This is a genomic window from Streptomyces sp. NPDC087901, assembly GCF_044742205.1.
Classification (GTDB): Bacteria; Actinomycetota; Actinomycetes; order Streptomycetales; family Streptomycetaceae; genus Streptomyces.
Map to the genome: position 1 here is coordinate 92,042 of NZ_JBIUUC010000013.1, position 20,119 is coordinate 112,160.

Sequence of the window (20,119 nt, forward strand, 5' to 3'; positions counted from 1 at the left end):
CCTGCGTACGGGGCCGTCAGGCGGCGGACCGGGGCGCGGTCAAGGTCAGGCCGGCCGCGGCCGCGGCGTCGAACCCGTCGTCCACCGCCACCACCTCCCGGCCTGCCGCGTCCAGCAGCGAAGCGGCGATCGCCGCCCGCATGCCGCCCGCGCAATGCACCCACACAACTCCCGGCGGCACCTCCGCCAGGCGTCCGGGCAACTCGTGCACCGGAATGTGCACCGAACCGGAGAGCGCGCCGTTCTCGCGCTCGGCGGTGCGCCGCACGTCGAGGACCACCGGTTCCTCGCCGCGCTTGCGCGCCGCCGCCAGACCGGCGAAGTCCGCGCGGCGGAACGACCGGAGCTCCTCCGGCGCGCTCACCCAGGACTCCGGCCCGCCGGTCGCCGCCGCCGCGGGCCGGCCGACGCCGACCCGGGCCAGCTCGCGCTGTGCATGGGCCAGCTCGTCGGCCGAGCCCGCGAGCAGCGTGACCGGCCTGCCCCAGGGGATCAGCCAGGCCAGATAGGTGGCGAGCTGCCCCTCGCCCTCGAAGTTGAACGATCCGGCCACATGTCCCTGGGCGAAGGTCACCCGGCTGCGCAGATCGACGACCCACTCGCCGGCCGCGAGCCGCCGGGCGATGTCCCGCGCACCGGCCCGAGCCGGTGGTGTCAGGTCCACAGGGGACGGGCCCGCCGCGTTCGCGGGTCCCATGTGCGCGTAGTACGCGGGCACGTCGTCCAGGCCGGCGAGGAGGTCGGCGACGAAGGAGTCCACGTCCTTCACCAGCGCGGCGTTGCGTTCCCGCTCGGCGCCGATGGTCGACGAGGTCCCCTCGGCGCGGGAGGAGGAACAGAAGCTGCCGAAACCGTGCGTCGGCAGCACCTCGACCGTGTGGTCCAGCTCGCCGGCGAGCCGGTGCACGGAGGCGTACTGGGCCCGCGCCAGCGTGCCGGTCAGCCGGGGCTCCACCAGATCGGGCCGGCCCACGCCGCCGATCAGCAGCGAGCCGCCGGTGAACGCGGCGACGGCGCGGCCGTTCTCCTCCAGGACGTACGCCATGTGGTGCGGGGTGTGTCCCGGGGTGGCCAGTGCGCGCAGCGTGAGACCGGCGTCGACCGGCGCGGTGTCGCCGTCGGCCACGGGGGTCCGGGCGAAGGACACCGCTGCGGCGGCGGGTACCAGATACGAGGCGCCGGTGATGCGAGCCAGTTCCAGTCCGCCGGTCACGTAGTCGTTGTGCAGGTGCGTTTCGGCCACCGCGACGATCCGTACCCCGCGCACAGCGGCTGCCGCGATGACGCGGTCGATGTCGCGCGGCGGGTCCACCACCACGGCGGACCGCGGACCTCCCGCCAGATAGCTGCGGTTGCCGAGGCCCGGTGTCTCGATGGTGTCGACGAAGAACACGACACGCTCCTTTCCAAGCGATGTACCCCCGGGGGTATTTCTTACGAGACTAGCACTCATACCCCGGGGGGTATTTTTGAGCCCGGTGAGGCGTGCGCGGCGCGGCGCCTCACCGGGCCGGGGCGGTTAGCCTGCCGACATGACGGAGCAGCTGGAATCCATGCCCACGGACTGGCAGCGCGCCCTCGCTGTCGTCGCCCACCCCGACGATCTGGAGTACGGCTGCGCGGCGGCCGTCGCCGGGTGGACCGACGACGGCCGTGACGTCACCTACCTCCTGGCCAGCCGGGGCGAGGCGGGGATCGATACGCTGGAACCGGAGAGGTGCGCGCCGCTGCGCGAGCAGGAGCAGCGTGCGAGTGCCGCGATCGTCGGGGTCTCCGGCGTCGAGTTCCTCGATCACCGTGACGGAGTGATCGAGTACGGCATCGGCCTGCGCCGCGACATCGCGGCGGCCATTCGCCGGTTCCGGCCGGAGCTGGTGATCACCCTCAATCACCGCGACACCTGGGGCAGTGTCGCGTGGAACACCCCGGACCACCGTGCGGTCGGCCGGGCCACGCTGGACGCGGCCGCCGACGCCGGTAACCGCTGGATCTTCCCGGAGCTGGCCGAGCAGGGCCTTGAGCCGTGGGGCGGCGTGCGCTGGGTGGCTGTGGCCGGATCCTCGACGCCCACACACGCCGTCGACGCGACGGCCGGCCTCGAACGGTCCGTGCAGTCGCTCCTCGCGCACCGCACGTACATCGAAGTCCTCACGGACGAGGACCCCGAGGCGTACTGCCGTACCTTCCTCACCGGTTACGCCCAGGCGGCCGCCGAGCGTTTCGGGGGCCGCCCGGCGGTCACCTTCGAACTCTTCGCGCGCTGAGCCCGGACCGCGCCCTGGCTCCATGCGGGCGCGCCGTCGTACGCTGGGCCGCGCACCCAGATCTGACGGTGTGTCAGTCAATGGGGAGGGGCTTCCGTGCTCGACATCCTGGACCACGACATCCCGCACGGCCAGGAGCGGATGTCGCTTCGGATCGAGAACGGCGTCGGCCTGCTGACGCTCTGCAGGCCGGAGCAGCTCAACGGCTGGAGCTGGGAGTCCAGCAGACAGCTCGGCGTCATGGCCGACCGGCTCCGGTTCGACAACTCGGTCCGGGCGGTCCTGCTGCGGGGCGAGGGCCGGGCCTTCTGCGCCGGGATCGATGTCACCGCGCCCGGTGGTGACATCACGGGCCGTTCGCCCGCCGAGCGTACCCAGCGCTACTACGAGGGCATCCGCTGGGTGCACGAGCGGTTCGCCGCGTTCGCCGGGCTTCCACAGCCGGTGATCGCCGCAGTGCAGGGCTACTGCCTGGGCTTCGGCTTCGAACTCGCTCTCATGGCGGACATCAGGATCGCCGCCGACAACGCCGTGTTCGCGCTGCCGGAGGCGGGGATCGGAGTGGCGGTCGACGCCGGCGGCGACATGCGGATCGCGCGCGAAGCGGGGGCGGGCTGGGCGAAGTACCTCGCGCTCACCGGGCGCCGGATCGGCGCGGCGACGGCCGAGCGGATCGGGTTGCTCCAGGCCGTCACTCCCCTCGGCGAACTGGAGGGCGCCGCGCGATCGGTCGCCGAGGCCGTGGCGGCGAACGCGCCCCTGGCCGTGCGGCACATCAAGCGGTCCGTCGATGCCTATGCCGATGCCGGAATGGGCGAGGCGCTGGACCGTACGGCCCTGGCCGCGGCCCTCACCCTCACCTCGCAGGACGCCGCCGAGGGCTACGCCGCGAAGGCGGCCCGCCGCCCGCCGCACTTCGACGGGATCTGATCCGCCGACCCAGGGCGTCCCTCCGCAGCCCGGTTCACGGCCCGTCGACGTCGGGCAGGGTGAAGGGCCCGCGGCCCAGCTGTTCGCGTACCGGTACCACGGGCGGCGCGACCAGGGAGCGCCGTTGCCAGTTCGCCCCGTCGACCACGAGCGAATGGCCGGAGATGAACGCGGCGTACGGGGAGGCCAGGAAGGTCGCCGCCCAGCCGAGTTCGCGCGGCAGCCCCACCCGCAGCGCGGGCTGCCGGGCGTCGAGTTGCCTGTCCCCGCTCCCCGTTGCGGCCCCGTCCCGGTCGAGGTGGCCGCGGATGTCGCCGGTCATGTCCTCGTGCGGCATCAGACCGGGCACCAGCCCGTTGACGCGGATTCCGTACGGTCCCCACTCCACGGCAAGGGTCTCGACCAGGTTCTTCACCCCGGCCTTGGCGGCCGCCGAGTGCGCGTATCCGGGGCCGCCCGTCCAGGCGTACGAGGCGCCGACGCACACGATCGAGCCGGCGGTCCCGGCGGCGAGGTGGCGCCGTGCGAACTCCCGGGTCATGAACCAGGTCCCGGTCAGGGTGATGTCGAGGACGGTCCGCCAGGCGTTCGGCGACAGGTCCTCGGCGGGTGACGGGAAGTTGGCCGCCGCGTTGTTGACGAGCACATCGGGCGGCCCCAGCTCCGCCTCGGCAGTGTCGAACACCTCCGTGATCCTGTCCGGGTCCCGGATGTCGCCCGGGACGGCCAGAACCCGGCCGCCGGTCAGCGGCGCCAGCTCCTCCCGGGCGGCGGCCAGCCTCTCGGCCTTCCGGCCGACGAGTACCAGACCGGCTCCCAGCCGGGCGAACTCGGCGGCGACGGCCTTGCCGAGCCCCGAGCCGCCGCCGGTCACCAGCACCACGCTGCCGTCGTACGTGCCTGCCGGCAGGGCGCTCGCGCCCAGCGGGGGAGGCGCGGCGATTCCGGGAGTGTGCATGCTCTCCGTCATGGACGCATGAGTACCGCTTCCGCCGGCACAAGGCCAGGCCCACGAGGCGAAAGGCCGGTCTTCTGCGCGACGAAAATCCAGGTCTGCGAGATGAAAGTCCAGGTACAGGCGCTGATGTTGTCCAGACCATTGACATGCAAGCGACACGATGTTGAATTCGGTGATGTTGTGTTGCGTGACTCTGGTGACTTGAGTGACCGATGGAGGACCTGTGACGCCTCGCCCACCCCGCCTCACCGCGATAGCCGCTGCGGCGGCCCTGCTCGTCGGGGGTCTGCTGACCACCGGGCCCGCCGCCCAGGCGGCCGACAACAGACCGGGCGGCACCCCGGCCAAGGCCCAGGACACTCCGGCCATCACCCCCACTCCGCAGTCCGTCAAGAACCGGTCCGACCGGATCACGATCACTCCAACCGTCACTCTGGTCACAGGGAAGACGACTGACGAGCCGGCACTCGACGTCGTGACGGCAGCCCTGCGCAAGGCCGGTGCGCAGCGGGTCGTCCGTGCCACGCGGCCGGCCGCGAACGGGCTCAACGTCCACGTCGGTGACGTCGGCGCACTGGCCGCCCAGAAGCTCGAAGGGCCGTCGGGCCTGCCCGCCGACGGATACGTCCTCGGGATCGGGGCGGGCCGTATCGTCCTCGCAGGCAAGGACACCACCGGCACGTACTACGCCGCGCAGACCCTGCGCCAGATCCTGCCGCAGCGGGCACACCCGGGAGCCAAGGTCGCCGGACTGGCGGTGCGCGACTGGCCCGGCACCGCACTGCGCGGCGTCATCGAGGGCTTCTACGGCACCCCGTGGTCCCACGAGGCCCGCCTCGACCAGCTGGACTACTACGGCGAGCACAAGATGAACATCTACGTGTACTCGCCCAAGGACGACGCCTACCTCCGCGAGAAGTGGCGCGACCCTTACCCGGCCGACCAGTTGGCGCAGATCAAGGACCTCACCGACCGGGCGGTCCAACGCCATGTGGAGTTCACCTACGCTCTCTCTCCCGGCCTGTCTGTCTGCTACAGCTCCGACGAGGACGCGCAGGCGCTCGTCGACAAGTTCCAGACGATCTGGGACATCGGCGTGCGCACCTTCGCGGTCCCGCTCGACGACATCAGCTACACCGACTGGAACTGTGACGCCGACAAGGCGAAGTGGGGGACCGGGGGCGGTGCGGCGGGCGCCGCTCAGGCGTATCTGCTGAACAAGGTCAAACAGGAGTTCATCGCCACCCACCCCGGTGCCGAGCCGCTCCAGATGGTCCCCACCGAGTACTACAACGTGGCCGAGTCCCCGTACAAGACTGCCCTCTCCGAACAGCTCGACCCGGACGTGCTCGTCGAGTGGACCGGTGTCGGCGTGGTCGCCCCGACCATGACGGTCGCTCAGGCGGACGCGGCCCGGAAGGTTTTCGGACACCCGATCCTGACCTGGGACAACTACCCGGTGAACGACTACGCGACCAACCGGCTGCTGCTCGGCCCGTTCAACGGCCGCGAGAAGGGGCTGCCGGGCCGGCTGGCCGGGATCACCGCCAACCCGATGATCCAGCCGTACGCCTCGAAGCTCTCGCTGTACACCGTCGCGGACTACGCCTGGAACGACGGAGCGTACGACCCGCGCACCTCGTGGGGCCGAGGGCTCAAGGAGTACGCGGGCGGCGACCCGCGCACCGAGCGGGCCCTGCGCGCTTTCGCCGACGTCAACTACAGCTCGGCACTCAACATCGACAAGGCGCCGGAACTGGCCGCGGAGTTCGCGGGCTACTGGAAGTCCGGTGACGCGAAGCGGCTGACCTCGGTGCTCACCGGCCTCGGTGCCGCGCCGGCCCGGCTGCGCGCGGACCTTCCGGACCGCGGCTTCATCGAGGACTCGGGCCCCTGGCTGGACGCCACCGAGTCCTGGGCGACCGCGTCGGGCACCGCCCTGCGGATGGTCGAGGCGGCCCGGGCCGGAAACGGTGACCGGGCCTGGGAGCTCCGGCAGCAGCTGCCCGCACAGGTCGAGCGCGCCAAGTCGTTCACGTACACCGGGCTCGACGGGCGCAAGGTGCCGGTCCTCGTGGGCGACGGGAAGCTGGACGGCTTCATCGAGGCGGCCACCGCCGAGTACGACCGGATCCTCGGCGTGAGCGGCCGGCCGACGGCGTCGACGAGCCTCGGTACGTACCAGAGCAACACCCTCGCCAGGATCCTCGACGGCGACGACTCCACCTACTTCTGGAGCGACGGGGCGCCCGCCGCGGGCGATCAGCTCACCGTCGACCTCGGGGAGGCCAGGGACATCGGCGACGTCACCCTCGCGATGGCCAAGCCCGGCAGCACCGACGACTACCTCCACACCGGAGTGCTGGAGTACTCGACGGACGGGCAGAACTGGACGCAGCTCACCGAGTTCTCCGAGAAGCCGGACGTCACCGCGACCGTCCCCGCCGGCACCGAGGCCCGCTACGTGCGGGTCAGGGCGACCGCCGGCCAGAACAGCTGGCTCGTCGTCCGCGAGTTCAGCGTGGCGACCACGGACGGCGAGATCACGGGCAACCCGCCGGCCGCCGCCGGATCCGCCCTGCGCTCGGCGGCCGACGGAGACCCGGCCAGTGTGTACCGGGCCGCGCGCGAACCCGCGGCCGGCGAATCCCTGGAGGTGGGCCTCGTCGCCGCGCGTGCGGTCGGTGCGGTCACGGTTCTCCAGCCGGCCGGATCCGAGGCCGCGGCCGACATCCAGCTGCGGAACGCGGACGGGAGCTGGCGGACCATCGGCGTGCTCGACGGCCCGTACACGAGGGTCGAGGCGGCGGGCCGGACCGCCGACGCGGTACGTCTCGCCTGGCACGTGGGTTCCGCGGCGCCCAGCATCGCGGAGGTCGTGGTCGGCAAGTAGCGGCCCTGTTCCGCCGTGCGCCCGGCACCGCCGCACCCTTCAGGGGCGGGGCCGGGCGCACGCTCATGCCGCGGCCCGGCCGAACCGGTCACCCGCAGGTTGTTCCCAGAGGGGCAAGCGACCGCTTAGTATGCGCCGGAGCAGTGGAAATGCCGACAGTGTTGTGGAGGCCCCTCATGCAGGCATGGCGAGTGCACCGGAACGGCGAGCCGAGCGAGGTGATGCGGCTCGAAGAGACGGACCGGCCGACGCCCGGCGACGGGCAGGTGCTCATCGAGGTGCTCGCGGCGAACATCAACTTCCCCGATGCGCTGCTCTGCCGCGGCCAGTACCAGGTGCGGCCCCCGCTGCCGTTCACGCCCGGCGTCGAGATCTGTGGCAGGACCGAGGACGGCCGCCGGGTGCTCGCCACCCCCGCCCTGCCGAACGGCGGATTCGCCCAGTACGTCGTCGCGGACGAGACGGCCCTGCTGCCGGCCCCGGACGCCTTGGACGACGCCGAGGCGGCAGCCCTGCACATCGGCTACCAGACCGGCTGGTTCGGACTGCACCGCCGGGCGCACCTCCAGGCCGGCGAGACCCTTCTCGTCCACGCAGCGGCGGGTGGCGTCGGCAGTGCGGCCGTGCAGCTCGGCAAAGCCGCCGGCGCGACCGTCATCGGTGTGGTCGGTGGCCCCGAGAAGGCGAAGACCGCCGCCGAGCTCGGCTGCGACCTGGTCATCGACCGGCGCACCGAGGACATCGTCGCCGCGGTCAAGGAGTTCACCGCCGGCCGTGGCGCCGACGTGGTGTACGACCCGGTCGGCGGCGACGCGTACGCCAAGTCCGTGAAATGTATCGCCTTCGAGGGCCGGGTGATCGTCGTCGGCTTCGCCAGCGGGGTCATCCCCACCCCCGGGCTCAACCACGCCCTGGTGAAGAACTACTCGGTCCTCGGGCTCCACTGGGGCCTGTACAACACGAAGGACCCGCAGGCGGTCCGCGACTGCCACGAGGAGCTCACCCGGCTCGCCGCGCAGGGCGTCATCAAGCCGCTCATCAGCGAACGGGTCCCGATGGACGGGGCAGCGGCCGCCGTCCAGCGCGTCGCCGACGGCACCAGCACCGGCCGCATCGTCGTCCTCCCGTCAGGAGCCGCCCGATGACCGCCCCCGACGCCGCCGAACTGCGCCGCCGCACCCGCGAACTCCTCGCCGCGCACCCCTCGGCCACCACCGCTCGCGCCGACTTCCTCAGGGCGCGCTTCGACGCCGGACTCGCCTGGGTGCACTACCCGACCGGACTCGGCGGCCTCGACGCACCGCGCTCCCTCCAGCCCGTCGTCGACGCCGAGCTCGCCGCCGCGAACGCCCCGGACAACGACCCGCGCCGCATCGGCATCGGCCTCGGCATGGCCGCCCCGACCGTTCTCGGCTTCGGCACCGAGGAGCAGAAGCAGCGATTCCTGCGCCCCCTGTGGGTCGGCGAGGAGGTGTGGTGCCAGCTCTTCAGTGAACCGGGCGCCGGCTCGGACCTGGCAGCCCTCGGCACGCGCGCCGTGCGCGACGGCGAGGACTGGGTGGTCGACGGACAGAAGGTCTGGACGTCCAGTGCCCATGTGGCGCGCTGGGCGATCCTCATCGCCCGCACCGACCCGGACGTGCCCAAGCACCGCGGCATCAGCTATTTCATCTGCGACATGACCGACCCGGGTGTCGAGGTACGGCCGCTGCGCCAGATCACCGGTGAGGCCGAGTTCAACGAGGTCTTCCTCACCGGGGTGCGCATCCCCGACAGCCGCAGGCTAGGAGCGGTCGGTGAGGGCTGGAAGGTCGCGCAGACGACGCTCATGAACGAGCGCGTCTCCATCGGCGGATCCCGGATCCCGCGCGAGGGCGGCATGATCGGCCCCGTCGCCAGGACCTGGCGCGAACGTCCCGAACTGCGCACCCACGACCTGCACCGGCGCCTGCTGACCCTATGGGTCGAGGCCGAGGTCGCCCGTCTCGCCGGCGAGCGGCTGCGCCAGCAGCTCGTCGCGGGACAGCCGGGGCCCGAGGGGTCCGGCATGAAGCTCGCCTTCGCCCGTCTCAACCAGGAGATCAGCGGCCTCGAGGTCGAACTCCTCGGCGACGACGGACTGCTGTACAGCGACTGGACCATGCGACGCCCGGACCATGTCGACTTCACCGGACGTGACGCCGGCTACCGCTACCTCCGCTCCAAGGGCAACTCCATCGAGGGCGGCACGAGCGAGGTACTGCTCAACATCGTCGCCGAACGCGTGCTCGGTCTGCCCGTGGAGCCGCGCAACGACAAGGACGTCGCCTGGAAGGATCTCTCCCGATGAGCGCACAGACCGAACCGAGCCAGGCGCCCGACCTGCTGTACTCGGAGGCCGAGGAGGACCTGCGGGCCGCGGTCCGCTCCCTGCTCGCCGACCGGTGCGACGCGCCGTCGGTGATCGCCCGCACCGAGTCCGACACGCCGTACGACCCGCAGCTCTGGAAGGGCCTCGCCACCGACATCGGCGCCGCCGGCCTGCTGGTGCCCGAGAAGCTCGGCGGACAGGGCGCCACCCACCGGGAGGCCGCCGTCGTCATCGAGGAACTCGGGCGCAGCGTCGCCCCCGCGCCGTACCTGACCAGCTCCGTCGTCGCCACCGAAACGCTCTTGGCGTTCGGCGGCGAGGACGGACCTGTGGGCGGACTGCTCGCCGATCTGGCCGCGGGCCGCAAGGTCGCGGTGCTCGCCGTGCCCTTCTCCGCCGCGGCGTCCGGCACGCCGGTGGTGACCGGAACCCTCGACGGAACACTCGGTCCGGTCGCCGACGCGGCAGCCGCCGACGTGCTGCTGGTGCCCACCACCGACGGTCTCTACGCGGTCGCCACGGACGCGCCCGGTGTCGTCGTCCAGCCGCTCGTCCCGCTCGACCTCACCCGCCCGCTTGCCACCGTCACCCTCACCGGTGCCACCGGAACCCGCCTCGCGGATGCCGCGGCGACGCGGGCCGCGGTGGACCGGGGGCTGCTGGCCGGTGCCGGGCTCCTCGCCTCCGAACAGCTCGGACTCGCCGAATGGTGCCTGACCGAGACGGTCCGGCACACCCGGGAGCGCCACCAGTTCAACCGCCCGGTCGGCTCCTTCCAGTCGCTCAAGCACCGCATGGCGCAGCTCTGGCTGGAAGTCGTGTCGGCCCGGGCGGCGGCACGGAACGCCGCCGACGCGCTGGCGACGGGCAGCCCCGACGCGCCGTTGGCAGTGGCCGTGGCGCAGGCGTACTGCTCCGGGGTCGCCGTCCACGCGGCGGAGGAGTGCGTCCAGCTGCACGGCGGCATCGGGATGACCTGGGAGCACCCGGCACACCTGTATCTGAAGCGGGCCAAGGCCGACGCGACCGCCTTCGGCACGGCGGGCCGCCATCGTGAAGCCGTCGCCGCCCTGATGGAGCTGCCGGCGCCGTAGCGAATCGGCCGGATCCGGAGCGGGGGTGCGTGCTTACGCACCCCCGCTCCGCCGTGCGCGGCGTACCGATGCGGGCGGCACGGCCGTTTCGCACGGATCCGGCCAAGGCGCGCGGAACGCAGGCCGACGGACGGGCGGCGAACGAGACAACTCTCCTCGTCCACGCCCCTGTTGAGGCGCGACGCTTCCATACTCGGTCGCGTCCGCCCGTCCGGCACGCCTCGCACCCGGGAGATTCCATGGCGTTCCCCACCCGCCGCCGCGTCGTCACCACCGCACTGGCCACCGCGGCCGCAGGTACCTTCGCACCCCTTCGAACGGCCACCGCGAGCGAAGCCCCGCCCGCCAGGGTTCCCCGGCCTCTGTTCCGGGCCCACGCGCACAACGACTATCTGCACCCGCGCCCGCTCCATGACGCACTGGCGCAGGGATTCACCAGCGTCGAGGCCGACATCTTCCTCGCGGACGGCGAACTCCTCGTCGCCCACGAGGCCACCGATCTCGACCCCGCCCGAACCCTCTCCGCGCTCTACCTCGATCCACTCCTCGCCAGGGTCCGTGCCAACCACGGGACCGTGTTCCGCGGCGACCCGACACCGGTGCAGCTGTTGATCGACATCAAGACGGACGGCGAGGCCGCCTACGCGGAACTCGACCGCCAACTCCGCCGCCACCGGCAGATGCTGACCTCCTTCCAGCACGGCAGGGTGCGGCCGGGAGCCGTCACCCCCGTCATCTCCGGCGACCGGGCCGCCCGCGCCCCGATGGAGGCCCAGCGCACCCGGTACGCCTTCTACGACGGCAGGCTCGACGACCTCGGCACCGCGGCCACGGCCTCGTTCATCCCCCTCATCAGCAGCAGTTGGACCGGGACGTTCGGCTGGCTGGGCACCGGCCCCATCCCGCCCGCCGAACGGGACGCCCTGCGCGCGATCACTGCCGCCGCGCACCGCGAGGGGCAGCGCGTGCGCTTCTGGGCCACGCCCGATGTGCCGGGCCCCGAGCGCGAAGCGGTCTGGGCCGAGCTGCTGGCGGCCGGGGTGGACCATCTCAACACCGACGACCTCGCGGGACTCGCCCGCTTCCTCCGTACCCATGACCGGGGCGCGCGGTGAGCCTGCCCGCGCCCCACGGGGCGACCTGAGGCGTCGCGACCCGTCGGGGCCGCTTCAGCCGTACCCGTTTGGCGGACACGCCAGTGCGCCGGATGGCTCCTCCGCTACGCCAAACTGACGGCGAATGCCGCAATTCCGGCGCGGCGGAGGAGGTTGGCCATGGCCATTTCGATCTCACTGGTGCTGCTTCTGCTGATTCTCGCGGTGATCTTCCTCCGCAACGGCGGACTGAAGGTCTCGCACGCCCTGGTCTGCGCCCTCCTCGGGTTCTTCCTCGCGGGCACGAGCATGGCCCCCACCATCCAGGAAGGCCTCACGGCCACCGCCGATGTCGTCAGCAGCATCAAGCCCTGATCGCACCGCCGGGCCGGTGGCTCCGTCCTGAGGGGCCGGGCCGCCGGACAGGGTCCGCAGCGCCGTGGCCAGCCGGTCCCTCGCCGCGGTCTGGGCGGCGATCCGCGCTTCGAGGACGGCCAGCCGCTCGCGGGCGATCCGCAGTCCCCGCTCGGAGTGCGGGGCAGCGACAACGTCGCCGTCCAGACAGGGCAGGAACAGCCGCACGTCGTCCAGCGTGAGCCCGGCGGCCAGCAGATGGCGGATGTTGCGGACCCGGACCACGGCCCGGTTCTCGTACACGCGGTATCCGTTGGCCGCCCGCTGCGAGGTGATCAGCCCGGTTTGCTCGTAGTGGCGCAACGCACGCGCGGTCGTGCCGGTGGCCTCGGCGAGTTCACCGATCAGCACCCCCATCACCTCCCCGTTCAGTCCTATCACGCCACTACCGCGCCACCGTCGACCGCGAGAATCGCCCCGGTGATGAACGAGGAGTCCGGTGAGGCGAGATGGACGATCGAGCGGGCCACCTCCTCGGGCCTGCCGACTCTGCCCAGTGGCGTGTGTGCCAGTTGCCACTCCCGGAGTGCTGTCAGCTGTTCCGGGGTCAGTCCCTGGTGCTTCCCGCTCGGTGTCGCGATCGCGCCGGGTGCGACCGCCACGACGCGGATGCCGCGTGGTGCGAGCTCGACCGCCCAGCTGCGCGTGAGCAGTTCCAGGGCCGTCTTGGTCGCCGCGTAGACGGAACTGCCGGGCCAGGCCCGCTGGCCGATCGACGTACTGACATTCACGATGACACCGCGAGAAGCCTCCAGCAGGGGCAGCGCGGCCTGGGAGAGCAGCATGGGTGCGACCAGGTTGGTGGCGATCTGCGGCTCGATCATGCCGGTGGAGAGGGTGCCGAGTGCGCCGCTGCGGACCACGGCGGCGTTGTTGACCAGTACATCGAGCCGGCCGTACGTCTCCTGGGCGGCCCGGATGATGCGCTCGGGCTCACCGGGGCCGGTGATGTCGGCCACCAGCGGCACGATCCGGTCGTTGCCGGCGGCGGTCTCATCGAGCGGTCCGCGGCGCCGGCCGACGGCGAGCACGGAGGCCCCGTCGGCGGCGAAGGCGTGAGCGGTGGCGCGGCCGATGCCGGTTCCGGCTCCGGTGATGGCGACGATCCGGCTGAGAGGAGCTGCTGGGCTGCTGTTCATGCCGTGATCGTGCAACCCTGCCCCCAGTGGCAAGGTCAAGCAGTGGCGTGGAAATGCGCACGAACGGTCCCGGTGGGTGCCGGAACCTGATTGTTACGGTCAAATCATCACATAGCGCCGCCCATCGAGGTCCCCGGGCGCCCGGATGTGAAACGGTCCGGTGGGGCGCGGGGCGGGTCGGACCGCGGCCTCGCCCGGCGCGGCAACGGCCGCCGGGCGCCGCACCGAGCCGGGACCCGGAGAGCGCAGTCATGTCATTCCCTCCTCCCTTCGGACGCGATCCGGGCGCCGTCCGTCACGAGCACTGCAGGAGCAGCAACTGCTGCCGGTGTCAGCAGCGGCCCTGGGCGACGGCCGTCGGCAGTGAGCGCCTCTGCGGACTCTGCGCCTCCTGCTGCCGGGAGTGCGGCCGGGCGCCGGCCCCGCACCTGGACGGTCTCGACCACGGGCTCTGCGGTGACTGCCGCGGACTGTGCGGTCGCTGCGGTACGCCGCTCGCGGCCGACGGCGAATGCCAGTGTCCGCGATGGCAGCGGCCGGGGGCCGATCCGATCGGCTACCTCCTCCATGCACTGCCGCCGCCCCTCATACGGGAGTTCTGCGGCCGCTATCCGAACGAACTCGTGGTGCTGATCCGGCGGGAGCTCGGCCGGCGCACCCCCGACCAGCTCCTGGACCGGGTCGAGCGCCGGTGGAACGCTCGCTGGTCCCACACCCTTCAGGAGAAGGACGAGGAAGGGCGCCGCCGACAGCCCTGGGAGATCGCCGAACAGCTGCTGCGGCCGGGACTCTGCGCCGAGCCGAGTTGCGAGGACGGCAGGCTGATCACCACCGACTCCCCGTGCCCGCGCTGCGTGAATCCACTGCACCGTTTCGTGCCGGCCCAGGCCGACCGCGGCGCCGCCTCGGACCGGGCCAGGACCTCGGCGGCCGCGATCAGGCGCGAGATGCTCGACCGCCGTACCGGCGGGCGGCGCTGACTCCCCGGGGCGTGGGGCTGTCCGGCGGCATTGCACCTTCGTGAAGTGTCCATGAAACGCAGTGCATTTCCATGGACACCTCAAGGGCCTCGCCCTAGCGTCGGGCGGCGGCGCGACCCCCGCCCCCGACCGAGGAGTCCGATGTCCCCGCAGCCCAGAAGTGGACCCTTCCGAGCGCTTGCTCTGGTACTTGCCCTCTGCGCCTCGGTGTTCATGGTGTCCGGAACGCCGGCCGTCGCGGCCGACATACCCAGGGCCCCCGGGCACCGGCTGGTCAGTGACTACACGGGCGGGGCGGCCACTGCCGCGCCCGTGCCGGGGCAGGCCCCGCCGCAGCACCCCTTCCTCGCCCCGAACGGCCGCAGCGGCATGCACGCCGACGCCGCGGGCAGTGGCACCTATCCGTACGCGGGGCCGCTCGGCCGGAGCCCGGAGGTCAGCAGCGAACAGATCGCGCCGCTGGGCGGCGAATGCGCCACCGCCACCTTCGACGCGGCGGGCCGGCTGATCACGGTGTGCGGCACGTTCAGCGGATTCCTGCTCAAACTCCTGGACCCGCACACCCTCGGCACCCTCGCCGAGTACGCGCTGCCGCAGCGCTCCTCGACCGTCGAGGCCATCACGCAGCTCGACTTCTCGAAGATCTTCAAGGACACCTCGGGCGGCGCCTACTTCTACCTCGACAACCAGGACCGGGTGGTCCTCGCCGACTCCCGCCAGCACATCCAACGGATCGCGCACGAACAGGCAGCCGACGGGAGCTGGCGGTTCACCGTCGTCGACGACTGGGACCTCACCGGCCAGGTGCCGCACGACTGCGTCAGCTGGACGAACCTCCACCCGAGCGGCACCTGCGATCCTGTCACCTCTGTCATGCCCGACTGGCAGGGCCGCATCTGGTGGGTGACCCGGCTCGGCCGGGTCGGCACGGTCGACCCGCAGACCTCGGCCATCCGGTCCGTGCAACTCACCGGCGAGGAGATCCAGAACTCGTTCTCCGTCGCCGAGGACGGCGTCTCGATCGTCACCGACCACGCCCTCTACAGCTTCGGGGCCACGTCCGACGGCACCCCGCGCGTCCAGTGGCGGCAGACGTACGACCGGGGGACCGGCACCAAACCCGGCTCGGTGAACCAGGGTTCGGGCACCACCCCCGACCTCTTCGGCGACGGTGACGACTATGTCGCGATCACCGACAACGCCGACGACAGGATGAACGTGCTCGTCTACCGGCGTGCCCCGGGCGTCTCCGAAGACCGCCGTCTCGTCTGCAAGGTGCCGGTCTTCGGCTCCGGAGCCTCCACCACCGACAACTCCATGATCAGCTGGGGCAACAGCCTTGTCGTCGAGAACAACTACGGCTACGAGAACGTGAGCACGCTCCTCCTCGGCCGCAGCGTCGTCGGCGGAGTCGCCCGCATCGACGTACGCCCCGACGGCAGCGGCTGCGACACGGTGTGGGAAAGCGCCGTCCGCTCGCCCTCCACCGTGCCCAAACTGTCCACCGCCAACGGCCTTCTCTACTTCTACGAGAAGCAGCCCAACGCACTCGGCATCGACGCCTGGTACCTCACCGCCGTCGACTACCGCACCGGGCAACGCCGTTGGTCGAAGCTCACCGGCACGGGACTCTCGTACGACAACAACTGGGCGCCGGTCACCATCGGCCCCGACGGAACGGCGTACGTAGGCGTCTTCAACGGCATCGTGGCGGTCCGCGACACCCGGTGACCGGGCCCAGGCGGAAGGCGGCGTTCAGCCGGCCGCGGCCCAGGCATAGCGGTGCTCGGGCCGGCCGGTGTCGCCGTACTTCAGGGTGAGGCTGATCCGGCCCGCTCCCTCCAGGTACTTGAGATACCGATGGGCGGTGGAGCGGCTCAGCCCCGCCCGGGCCGCCACCTCGTGCGCGGACAGCGGCTCACCGGCCGAGGAAAGCACCTGGCGGATCACGTCGGCGGTGGGTGCCGAATGCCCCTTCGGCAGACCCGCCGCCGGCACCGACTCCGTGGTGCGCAGGGCTCCGAAGATCTGGTCGACCTGCTCCTGCCCGGCCTCGCCCCGGCCGCTCTCCACACCCTCCAGGGTGCGGCGCAGCGTCGCGTAGCTCTCCAGCTTCGACCGGAGACCGCCGAAGCTGAACGGCTTGACCAGATACTGCAGCGCGCCGTACCGCATCGCCGTCCGCACGGTCACCACGTCGCGGGCGGCCGTCACCATGATCACGTCGGCCGGATGGCCGAGCCGGCGCAGCTGGGCCACGAGCGTCAGCCCCGTCCGGTCCGGCAGATAGTGATCGAGCAGGACCAGATCCACGTGCTCGCGTTCGAGAACGGACCAGGCCTGCGCCGCCGTGTGCGCGCGGGAGACGACACGGAACCCGGGCACCCTGGCCACGTACGCCGCGTTGATCTCCGCCACGCGGAAGTCGTCGTCCACCACCAGAACGTCGATCACTTCGCCCCTCCCGCTTCGCTCAACTGCCGTACGGCGAGCGCCTCCGGGAGCACGACGGTGAAGACCGCGCCGCCGCCCGCCCTTGCCGTGACCCGGGCCGAGCCGCCGTACCGCTCGGCGAGACGGCGTACCAGCGCCAGTCCGATGCCGCGCTCCCGGTGGGACGGGGACTGCTTGGTGGACCAGCCCTCCATGAAGATCCGCTCCCGCATCGCGACCGGGACCCCGGGGCCGTTGTCACTGACGCGCAGCACGGCTCCGGCGCCCTCGGCCAGCAGCTCCACCTCGACCAGCGTGGCGACGTCCAGGGCGTTGTCGATGAGGTTGCCCAGCACGGTCACCAGGTCGCGCGGGTCCACCACCACATCGGGCAGCCGGGTGGCGGGGGAGACGCGCAGCGCCGCACCGCGTTCGGCGGCGACGGCCGCCTTGCCCACCAGCAGAGCCGACAGCAGCGGATCGCTGACCCGCTCGGCGACCTGCTCGGCCGAGGCCCGGTGCCCGTCCGTCACCTCGGTGACGAACTCCACCGCGGCCTCGTGGCGGCCGAGCTCCAGGAGGCCCAGCAGTGTGTGCAGCCGGTTGGCGTGCTCGTGGTCCTGGGCGCGCAGCGCGTCGAGCAGGCCGTGTGTGGAGTCCAGTTCACGGCCCAGCAGTTCGAGCTCGGTGCGGTCGCGCAGCGTCACGACCGCACCGCCGTCACCGGTCGGCATCCGATTGGCGATCAGCACCCGCCCCCGGCACACGGTGAGCAGATTCGCGCCGTCCACCCGCCCCGCCAGCACCTCCGCGGTCCGGCCCGGCGCCAGCACGTCGCCCAGCGGACGGCCCACCGCCTCCGGCGTCAGATCGAGCAGCCGCTGCGCCTCGTCGTTGAGCAGCCGGATCCGGCCGCGGGCGTCGAGCGCCAGTACGGCCTCACGGATGCTGTGCAGCATGGCCTCGCGCTCGTCCAGCAGCGCGGAGATGTCGGCGAAGGCGAGACCGTGGGTGCTGCGCTGCAGCCGCCGTGACACGGCCAGGGCAGCGACCACCCCGGCGGCCAGTGCGGCACCCGCGTACTGCAGGAGGGCCGGAATGGTGCCCAGCAGCCCCTGCCGGACGCTCTTGTAGGCGATGCCCACCGATACGGCGCCGACTACCGTGCCGTGCCGGTCGCGCAGCGGGACCTTCGCCCGGGCCGAGCGGCCCAGGGTGCCGATGTCGATCTGCATGATCTCGCGGCCGGACAGCGCCGTGCTCGGATCGGTCGACACATGCTTGCTGATCCGGTCGGTCTCGGTGTGCGACCAGCGCACACCCCGGGTGTCCATCACCACGATGTACAGCGCCCCGGTGGCCCGCCGGATCCGCTCCGCCTCGGCCTGTACGGGCCCGGTGGGGCTGGGCTCCGTGTTCAGCAGCTGGTCGACCAGGCCGGGTTCGGCGGCGGTGGTCTGGGCGATGGACAGGGCGCGGCGCATCGTCTGGTTGTCGAGCTCGTGGCTGAGAGGGGCGAGGAAGAGGCCGGTGACGAGCATGACCACGCCAGCGGTGATGGCGACCTGGGTGAGCAGGACCTGCGCGAAGACACGACGGGGCCAGTGGATCCGCATGCCCTCGCCCCTCTGTCCTTTCGCCGCCTCCGGGTCTGCGTCGAGTCGCCCCGTCGCGTCGCTGCGCTGCGCTGGGCAACTCGACGCGGGCCCCAGAATCCGGTGCTCCGATTCGTTCCGTGTGCACGCAACGTAAACGCCGCCGACCGCGCTGCCTAGCCCTCGTCCCCTCTTCGTTGTCCGGGCGTGAGCACAATGGGCAGAACCTCGGCTTACGGGCACAACCCGCGCTTGTGGGCGCAAGGCTCCCGCCCGGGCCGGACCGCCCCTAACGTCCCGCCCCATGAACAGTGAATCGAGCCCCGCCATCGAGCTGCGGGGGGCGAGCAAGGCGTTCCGGACTCCTTCAGGGGCACTCCACACTGCCGTACGGGATCTGGATCTGACGATCGGCCGGGGCGAGTTCGTCGCCGTCGTCGGTCCGACGGGATGCGGCAAGTCGACCACTCTGACCCTGATCAGCGGGCTGGAGGAGCCCACCGAGGGCGAGGTGCTGGTCACCGGCGAGCCGGTGCGCGGCATCGGTGACAAGGTCGGCTTCGTCTTCCAGCAGGACGCGGTCTTCCCCTGGCGGACCGTCCTGTCCAACGTGATGGCCGGGCCCCGGTTCCGGGGCGTGCCGAAGACGGAGGCGAGGGAACGGGCCCGGGCCTGGCTGGCGAGGGTCGGCCTGTCCTCGTTCGAGGACCGCTACCCGCACCAGCTCTCCGGCGGACAGCGCAAGCGGGTCGCCCTCGCGGCCACGTTCGTCAACGACCCGGAGATCCTGCTGATGGACGAGCCGTTCTCCGCGCTCGACGTGCAGACCCGGGCCCTGATGTCCGACGAACTGCTGGAGCTCTGGGCGGGAACGGGTGCCTCCGTCGTCTTCGTCACCCATGACCTGGAGGAATCCATCGCCCTGGCCGACAAGGTCGTCGTGATGACAGCGGGCCCGGCCACGGTCAAGGAGGTCTTCGAGATCGGGCTGCCACGTCCCCGCAAGGTCGAGGAGGTGCGCCTGGAGCCCAGGTTCCTGGAGATCTACCGGGAGATCTGGTCCTCACTCGGCGAAGAGGTCCGGATCACCCGCGAGAGGGGTGCCGCGGATGCCGCCTGAGACCGTCACCGTGAAGGCCGCCGCCCCCGGGACCGGACGGACCGAGGCCAGGGCGCGTGCCGCCCGCAACCGCAGAATGCTGGTGCTGGGCAGCCGGATCGCCGTGCTCGTCGCGGTCGTCGGGCTGTGGGAGTGGCTGGCCAGGACCGCCGTCATCGATCCGTTCAACTTCTCCATGCCGTCGAAGATCTGGGACCAGATACGAATCTGGGTGACCGACGGCACCGCCCAGGGCTCCCTGTGGGAACAGATCTGGTACACCCTCTACGAGGCGCTGCTCGGCTGGGTGATCGGGGTGATCGCCGGTGTGCTGCTCGGCATCGCCCTGGGACGGGTCCGCTTCGCGGCCGATGTGCTCGGACCGTACATCAAGGTGCTGAACGCGCTGCCGCGGATCGTGCTCGCCCCCATCTTCCTGATCTGGTTCGGCCTCGGCCCCGCGTCGAAGGTCGCCTCGGCCGTGGTCCTGGTGTTCTTCCCTGTCTTCTTCAACGCCTTCCAGGGGGCCAGGGAGGTCGACCGCGACCTCGTGGCCAACTCCCGCATCCTGGGCGCCAGCAACCGCCAGGTCACCCTTCAGGTGGTCATTCCCTCCGCCACCTCCTGGATCTTCACCAGCCTGCACGTGAGCTTCGGGTTCGCCTTGATCGGCGCCATCGTCGGCGAGTACATCGGCGCGACCAAGGGACTCGGCCTGCTGGTCGCCGCCTCGCAGGGCACCTTCAACTCGGCCGGTGTCTACGCGGCGATGGTCATCCTCGCGATCGTCGCGCTGCTCGCCGAAGGGCTGCTGACCTTCCTGGAGAAGCAGCTCTTCCGCTGGAAGCCCGCCGACGCCGACACCGCGCGCTGAAC

Annotated in this window: 17 protein-coding genes and 1 pseudogene; 12 read left to right on the forward strand and 6 right to left on the reverse strand. The window is 71.6% G+C overall.

The features are described 5' to 3' along the window. Positions 1 to 16: 16 nt before the first annotated feature. Positions 17 to 1,393 (reverse strand): rhodanese-like domain-containing protein, encoded by a 1,377-nt coding sequence (locus ACIOEW_RS31435; RefSeq protein ID WP_401967903.1) that lies wholly within the window; start codon positions 1,391 to 1,393, stop codon positions 17 to 19. 139 nt (positions 1,394 to 1,532) lie between these two features. Here ACIOEW_RS31435 and ACIOEW_RS31440 point away from each other — a divergent pair, with 139 nt between their 5' ends. Both ACIOEW_RS31440 and ACIOEW_RS31445 read left to right on the forward strand, forming a co-directional pair. Beyond that, complete coding sequence (locus tag ACIOEW_RS31440; RefSeq protein ID WP_401967905.1) at positions 1,533 to 2,264, forward strand: PIG-L deacetylase family protein; 732 nt, start codon at positions 1,533 to 1,535, stop codon at positions 2,262 to 2,264. Positions 2,265 to 2,360: 96 nt separating this feature from the next. Continuing rightward, on the forward strand, positions 2,361 to 3,194 hold the full coding sequence (locus tag ACIOEW_RS31445) for an enoyl-CoA hydratase/isomerase family protein (RefSeq protein WP_401967907.1): 834 nt from the start codon (positions 2,361 to 2,363) through the stop codon (positions 3,192 to 3,194). Positions 3,195 to 3,228: 34 nt separating this feature from the next. Here ACIOEW_RS31445 and ACIOEW_RS31450 read toward each other — a convergent pair whose 3' ends face one another. Next, positions 3,229 to 4,164, reverse strand: coding sequence for an SDR family oxidoreductase (locus tag ACIOEW_RS31450; protein ID WP_401967909.1), 936 nt, complete (start codon positions 4,162 to 4,164; stop codon positions 3,229 to 3,231). A 211-nt stretch (positions 4,165 to 4,375) separates the two neighbouring features. Between ACIOEW_RS31450 and ACIOEW_RS31455 the strand changes: the two genes are divergently transcribed. From ACIOEW_RS31455 to ACIOEW_RS31480, 6 genes are all read left to right on the forward strand, one after another. Further along, positions 4,376 to 7,045: a beta-N-acetylglucosaminidase domain-containing protein gene (locus ACIOEW_RS31455; protein WP_401967911.1), complete on the forward strand. Its 2,670-nt coding sequence runs from the start codon at positions 4,376 to 4,378 to the stop codon at positions 7,043 to 7,045. Between the two features lie 176 nt (positions 7,046 to 7,221). Further along, the gene (locus tag ACIOEW_RS31460; RefSeq protein ID WP_362544779.1) at positions 7,222 to 8,190 is read left to right on the forward strand and encodes an NADPH:quinone oxidoreductase family protein; all 969 of its coding nucleotides are present in this window, start codon (positions 7,222 to 7,224) and stop codon (positions 8,188 to 8,190) included. Next, on the forward strand, positions 8,187 to 9,374 hold the full coding sequence (locus ACIOEW_RS31465; RefSeq protein ID WP_401967913.1) for an acyl-CoA dehydrogenase family protein: 1,188 nt from the start codon (positions 8,187 to 8,189) through the stop codon (positions 9,372 to 9,374). Before ACIOEW_RS31460 ends, ACIOEW_RS31465 begins: the two co-directional genes overlap by 4 nt. Continuing rightward, positions 9,371 to 10,489, forward strand: a complete 1,119-nt coding sequence (locus ACIOEW_RS31470) for an acyl-CoA dehydrogenase family protein (RefSeq protein ID WP_401967915.1) — start codon at positions 9,371 to 9,373, stop codon at positions 10,487 to 10,489. Before ACIOEW_RS31465 ends, ACIOEW_RS31470 begins: the two co-directional genes overlap by 4 nt. A 239-nt stretch (positions 10,490 to 10,728) precedes the next feature. Then, the gene (locus ACIOEW_RS31475; RefSeq protein WP_401967917.1) at positions 10,729 to 11,604 is read left to right on the forward strand and encodes a phosphatidylinositol-specific phospholipase C/glycerophosphodiester phosphodiesterase family protein; all 876 of its coding nucleotides are present in this window, start codon (positions 10,729 to 10,731) and stop codon (positions 11,602 to 11,604) included. 159 nt (positions 11,605 to 11,763) lie between these two features. After that, positions 11,764 to 11,958 carry a hypothetical protein gene (locus ACIOEW_RS31480; protein WP_362544789.1) on the forward strand — a complete coding sequence of 65 codons (195 nt, stop codon included), beginning with the start codon at positions 11,764 to 11,766 and terminating at the stop codon, positions 11,956 to 11,958. A gap of 42 nt (positions 11,959 to 12,000) precedes the next feature. Here ACIOEW_RS31480 and ACIOEW_RS31485 read toward each other — a convergent pair. Beyond that, positions 12,001 to 12,348 (reverse strand): annotated as a pseudogene (locus ACIOEW_RS31485) (MerR family transcriptional regulator); the annotation flags it as partial. Positions 12,349 to 12,374: 26 nt separating this feature from the next. After that, positions 12,375 to 13,136, reverse strand: a complete 762-nt coding sequence (locus tag ACIOEW_RS31490) for an SDR family oxidoreductase (protein ID WP_362544792.1) — start codon at positions 13,134 to 13,136, stop codon at positions 12,375 to 12,377. A 251-nt stretch (positions 13,137 to 13,387) separates the two neighbouring features. On the opposite strand from ACIOEW_RS31490, the gene ACIOEW_RS31495 reads away from it, so the two are divergent. Both ACIOEW_RS31495 and ACIOEW_RS31500 read left to right on the forward strand, forming a co-directional pair. Next, entirely contained in the window at positions 13,388 to 14,116 is a 729-nt protein-coding gene (locus ACIOEW_RS31495; RefSeq protein ID WP_401967921.1) for a hypothetical protein, read from the forward strand. Positions 14,117 to 14,257: 141 nt separating this feature from the next. Beyond that, on the forward strand, positions 14,258 to 15,847 hold the full coding sequence (locus tag ACIOEW_RS31500; protein ID WP_401967922.1) for a hypothetical protein: 1,590 nt from the start codon (positions 14,258 to 14,260) through the stop codon (positions 15,845 to 15,847). A 24-nt stretch (positions 15,848 to 15,871) separates the two neighbouring features. Here ACIOEW_RS31500 and ACIOEW_RS31505 read toward each other — a convergent pair whose 3' ends face one another. Both ACIOEW_RS31505 and ACIOEW_RS31510 read right to left on the reverse strand, forming a co-directional pair. Further along, complete coding sequence (locus ACIOEW_RS31505; RefSeq protein ID WP_362544801.1) at positions 15,872 to 16,570, reverse strand: response regulator; 699 nt, start codon at positions 16,568 to 16,570, stop codon at positions 15,872 to 15,874. After that, positions 16,567 to 18,165 carry an ATP-binding protein gene (locus tag ACIOEW_RS31510; RefSeq protein ID WP_401967924.1) on the reverse strand — a complete coding sequence of 533 codons (1,599 nt, stop codon included), beginning with the start codon at positions 18,163 to 18,165 and terminating at the stop codon, positions 16,567 to 16,569. Before ACIOEW_RS31510 ends, ACIOEW_RS31505 begins: the two co-directional genes overlap by 4 nt. 283 nt (positions 18,166 to 18,448) lie before the next feature. Here ACIOEW_RS31510 and ACIOEW_RS31515 point away from each other — a divergent pair, with 283 nt between their 5' ends. Together ACIOEW_RS31515 and ACIOEW_RS31520 are read left to right on the forward strand one after the other, a co-directional pair. Next, positions 18,449 to 19,264, forward strand: coding sequence for an ABC transporter ATP-binding protein (locus ACIOEW_RS31515; protein ID WP_362544807.1), 816 nt, complete (start codon positions 18,449 to 18,451; stop codon positions 19,262 to 19,264). Next, positions 19,254 to 20,117: an ABC transporter permease gene (locus tag ACIOEW_RS31520; protein WP_362544810.1), complete on the forward strand. Its 864-nt coding sequence runs from the start codon at positions 19,254 to 19,256 to the stop codon at positions 20,115 to 20,117. Before ACIOEW_RS31515 ends, ACIOEW_RS31520 begins: the two co-directional genes overlap by 11 nt. Positions 20,118 to 20,119 lie beyond the last annotated feature (2 nt).

What these genes read in the sequence shown, in the direction of transcription:
- ACIOEW_RS31440 (WP_401967905.1), top strand. Translation starts at nt 1,533, where the DNA reads ATGACGGAGCAGCTGGAATCCATGCCCACGGACTGGCAGCGCGCCCTC.
- ACIOEW_RS31450 (WP_401967909.1), bottom strand. Translation starts at nt 4,164, where the DNA reads ATGACGGAGAGCATGCACACTCCCGGAATCGCCGCGCCTCCCCCGCTG.
- ACIOEW_RS31460 (WP_362544779.1), top strand. Translation starts at nt 7,222, where the DNA reads ATGCAGGCATGGCGAGTGCACCGGAACGGCGAGCCGAGCGAGGTGATG.
- ACIOEW_RS31465 (WP_401967913.1), top strand. Translation starts at nt 8,187, where the DNA reads ATGACCGCCCCCGACGCCGCCGAACTGCGCCGCCGCACCCGCGAACTC.
- ACIOEW_RS31470 (WP_401967915.1), top strand. Translation starts at nt 9,371, where the DNA reads ATGAGCGCACAGACCGAACCGAGCCAGGCGCCCGACCTGCTGTACTCG.
- ACIOEW_RS31475 (WP_401967917.1), top strand. Translation starts at nt 10,729, where the DNA reads ATGGCGTTCCCCACCCGCCGCCGCGTCGTCACCACCGCACTGGCCACC.
- ACIOEW_RS31480 (WP_362544789.1), top strand. Translation starts at nt 11,764, where the DNA reads ATGGCCATTTCGATCTCACTGGTGCTGCTTCTGCTGATTCTCGCGGTG.
- ACIOEW_RS31490 (WP_362544792.1), bottom strand. Translation starts at nt 13,136, where the DNA reads ATGAACAGCAGCCCAGCAGCTCCTCTCAGCCGGATCGTCGCCATCACC.
- ACIOEW_RS31495 (WP_401967921.1), top strand. Translation starts at nt 13,388, where the DNA reads ATGTCATTCCCTCCTCCCTTCGGACGCGATCCGGGCGCCGTCCGTCAC.
- ACIOEW_RS31500 (WP_401967922.1), top strand. Translation starts at nt 14,258, where the DNA reads ATGTCCCCGCAGCCCAGAAGTGGACCCTTCCGAGCGCTTGCTCTGGTA.
- ACIOEW_RS31510 (WP_401967924.1), bottom strand. Translation starts at nt 18,165, where the DNA reads ATGCGGATCCACTGGCCCCGTCGTGTCTTCGCGCAGGTCCTGCTCACC.
- ACIOEW_RS31515 (WP_362544807.1), top strand. Translation starts at nt 18,449, where the DNA reads ATGAACAGTGAATCGAGCCCCGCCATCGAGCTGCGGGGGGCGAGCAAG.
- ACIOEW_RS31520 (WP_362544810.1), top strand. Translation starts at nt 19,254, where the DNA reads ATGCCGCCTGAGACCGTCACCGTGAAGGCCGCCGCCCCCGGGACCGGA.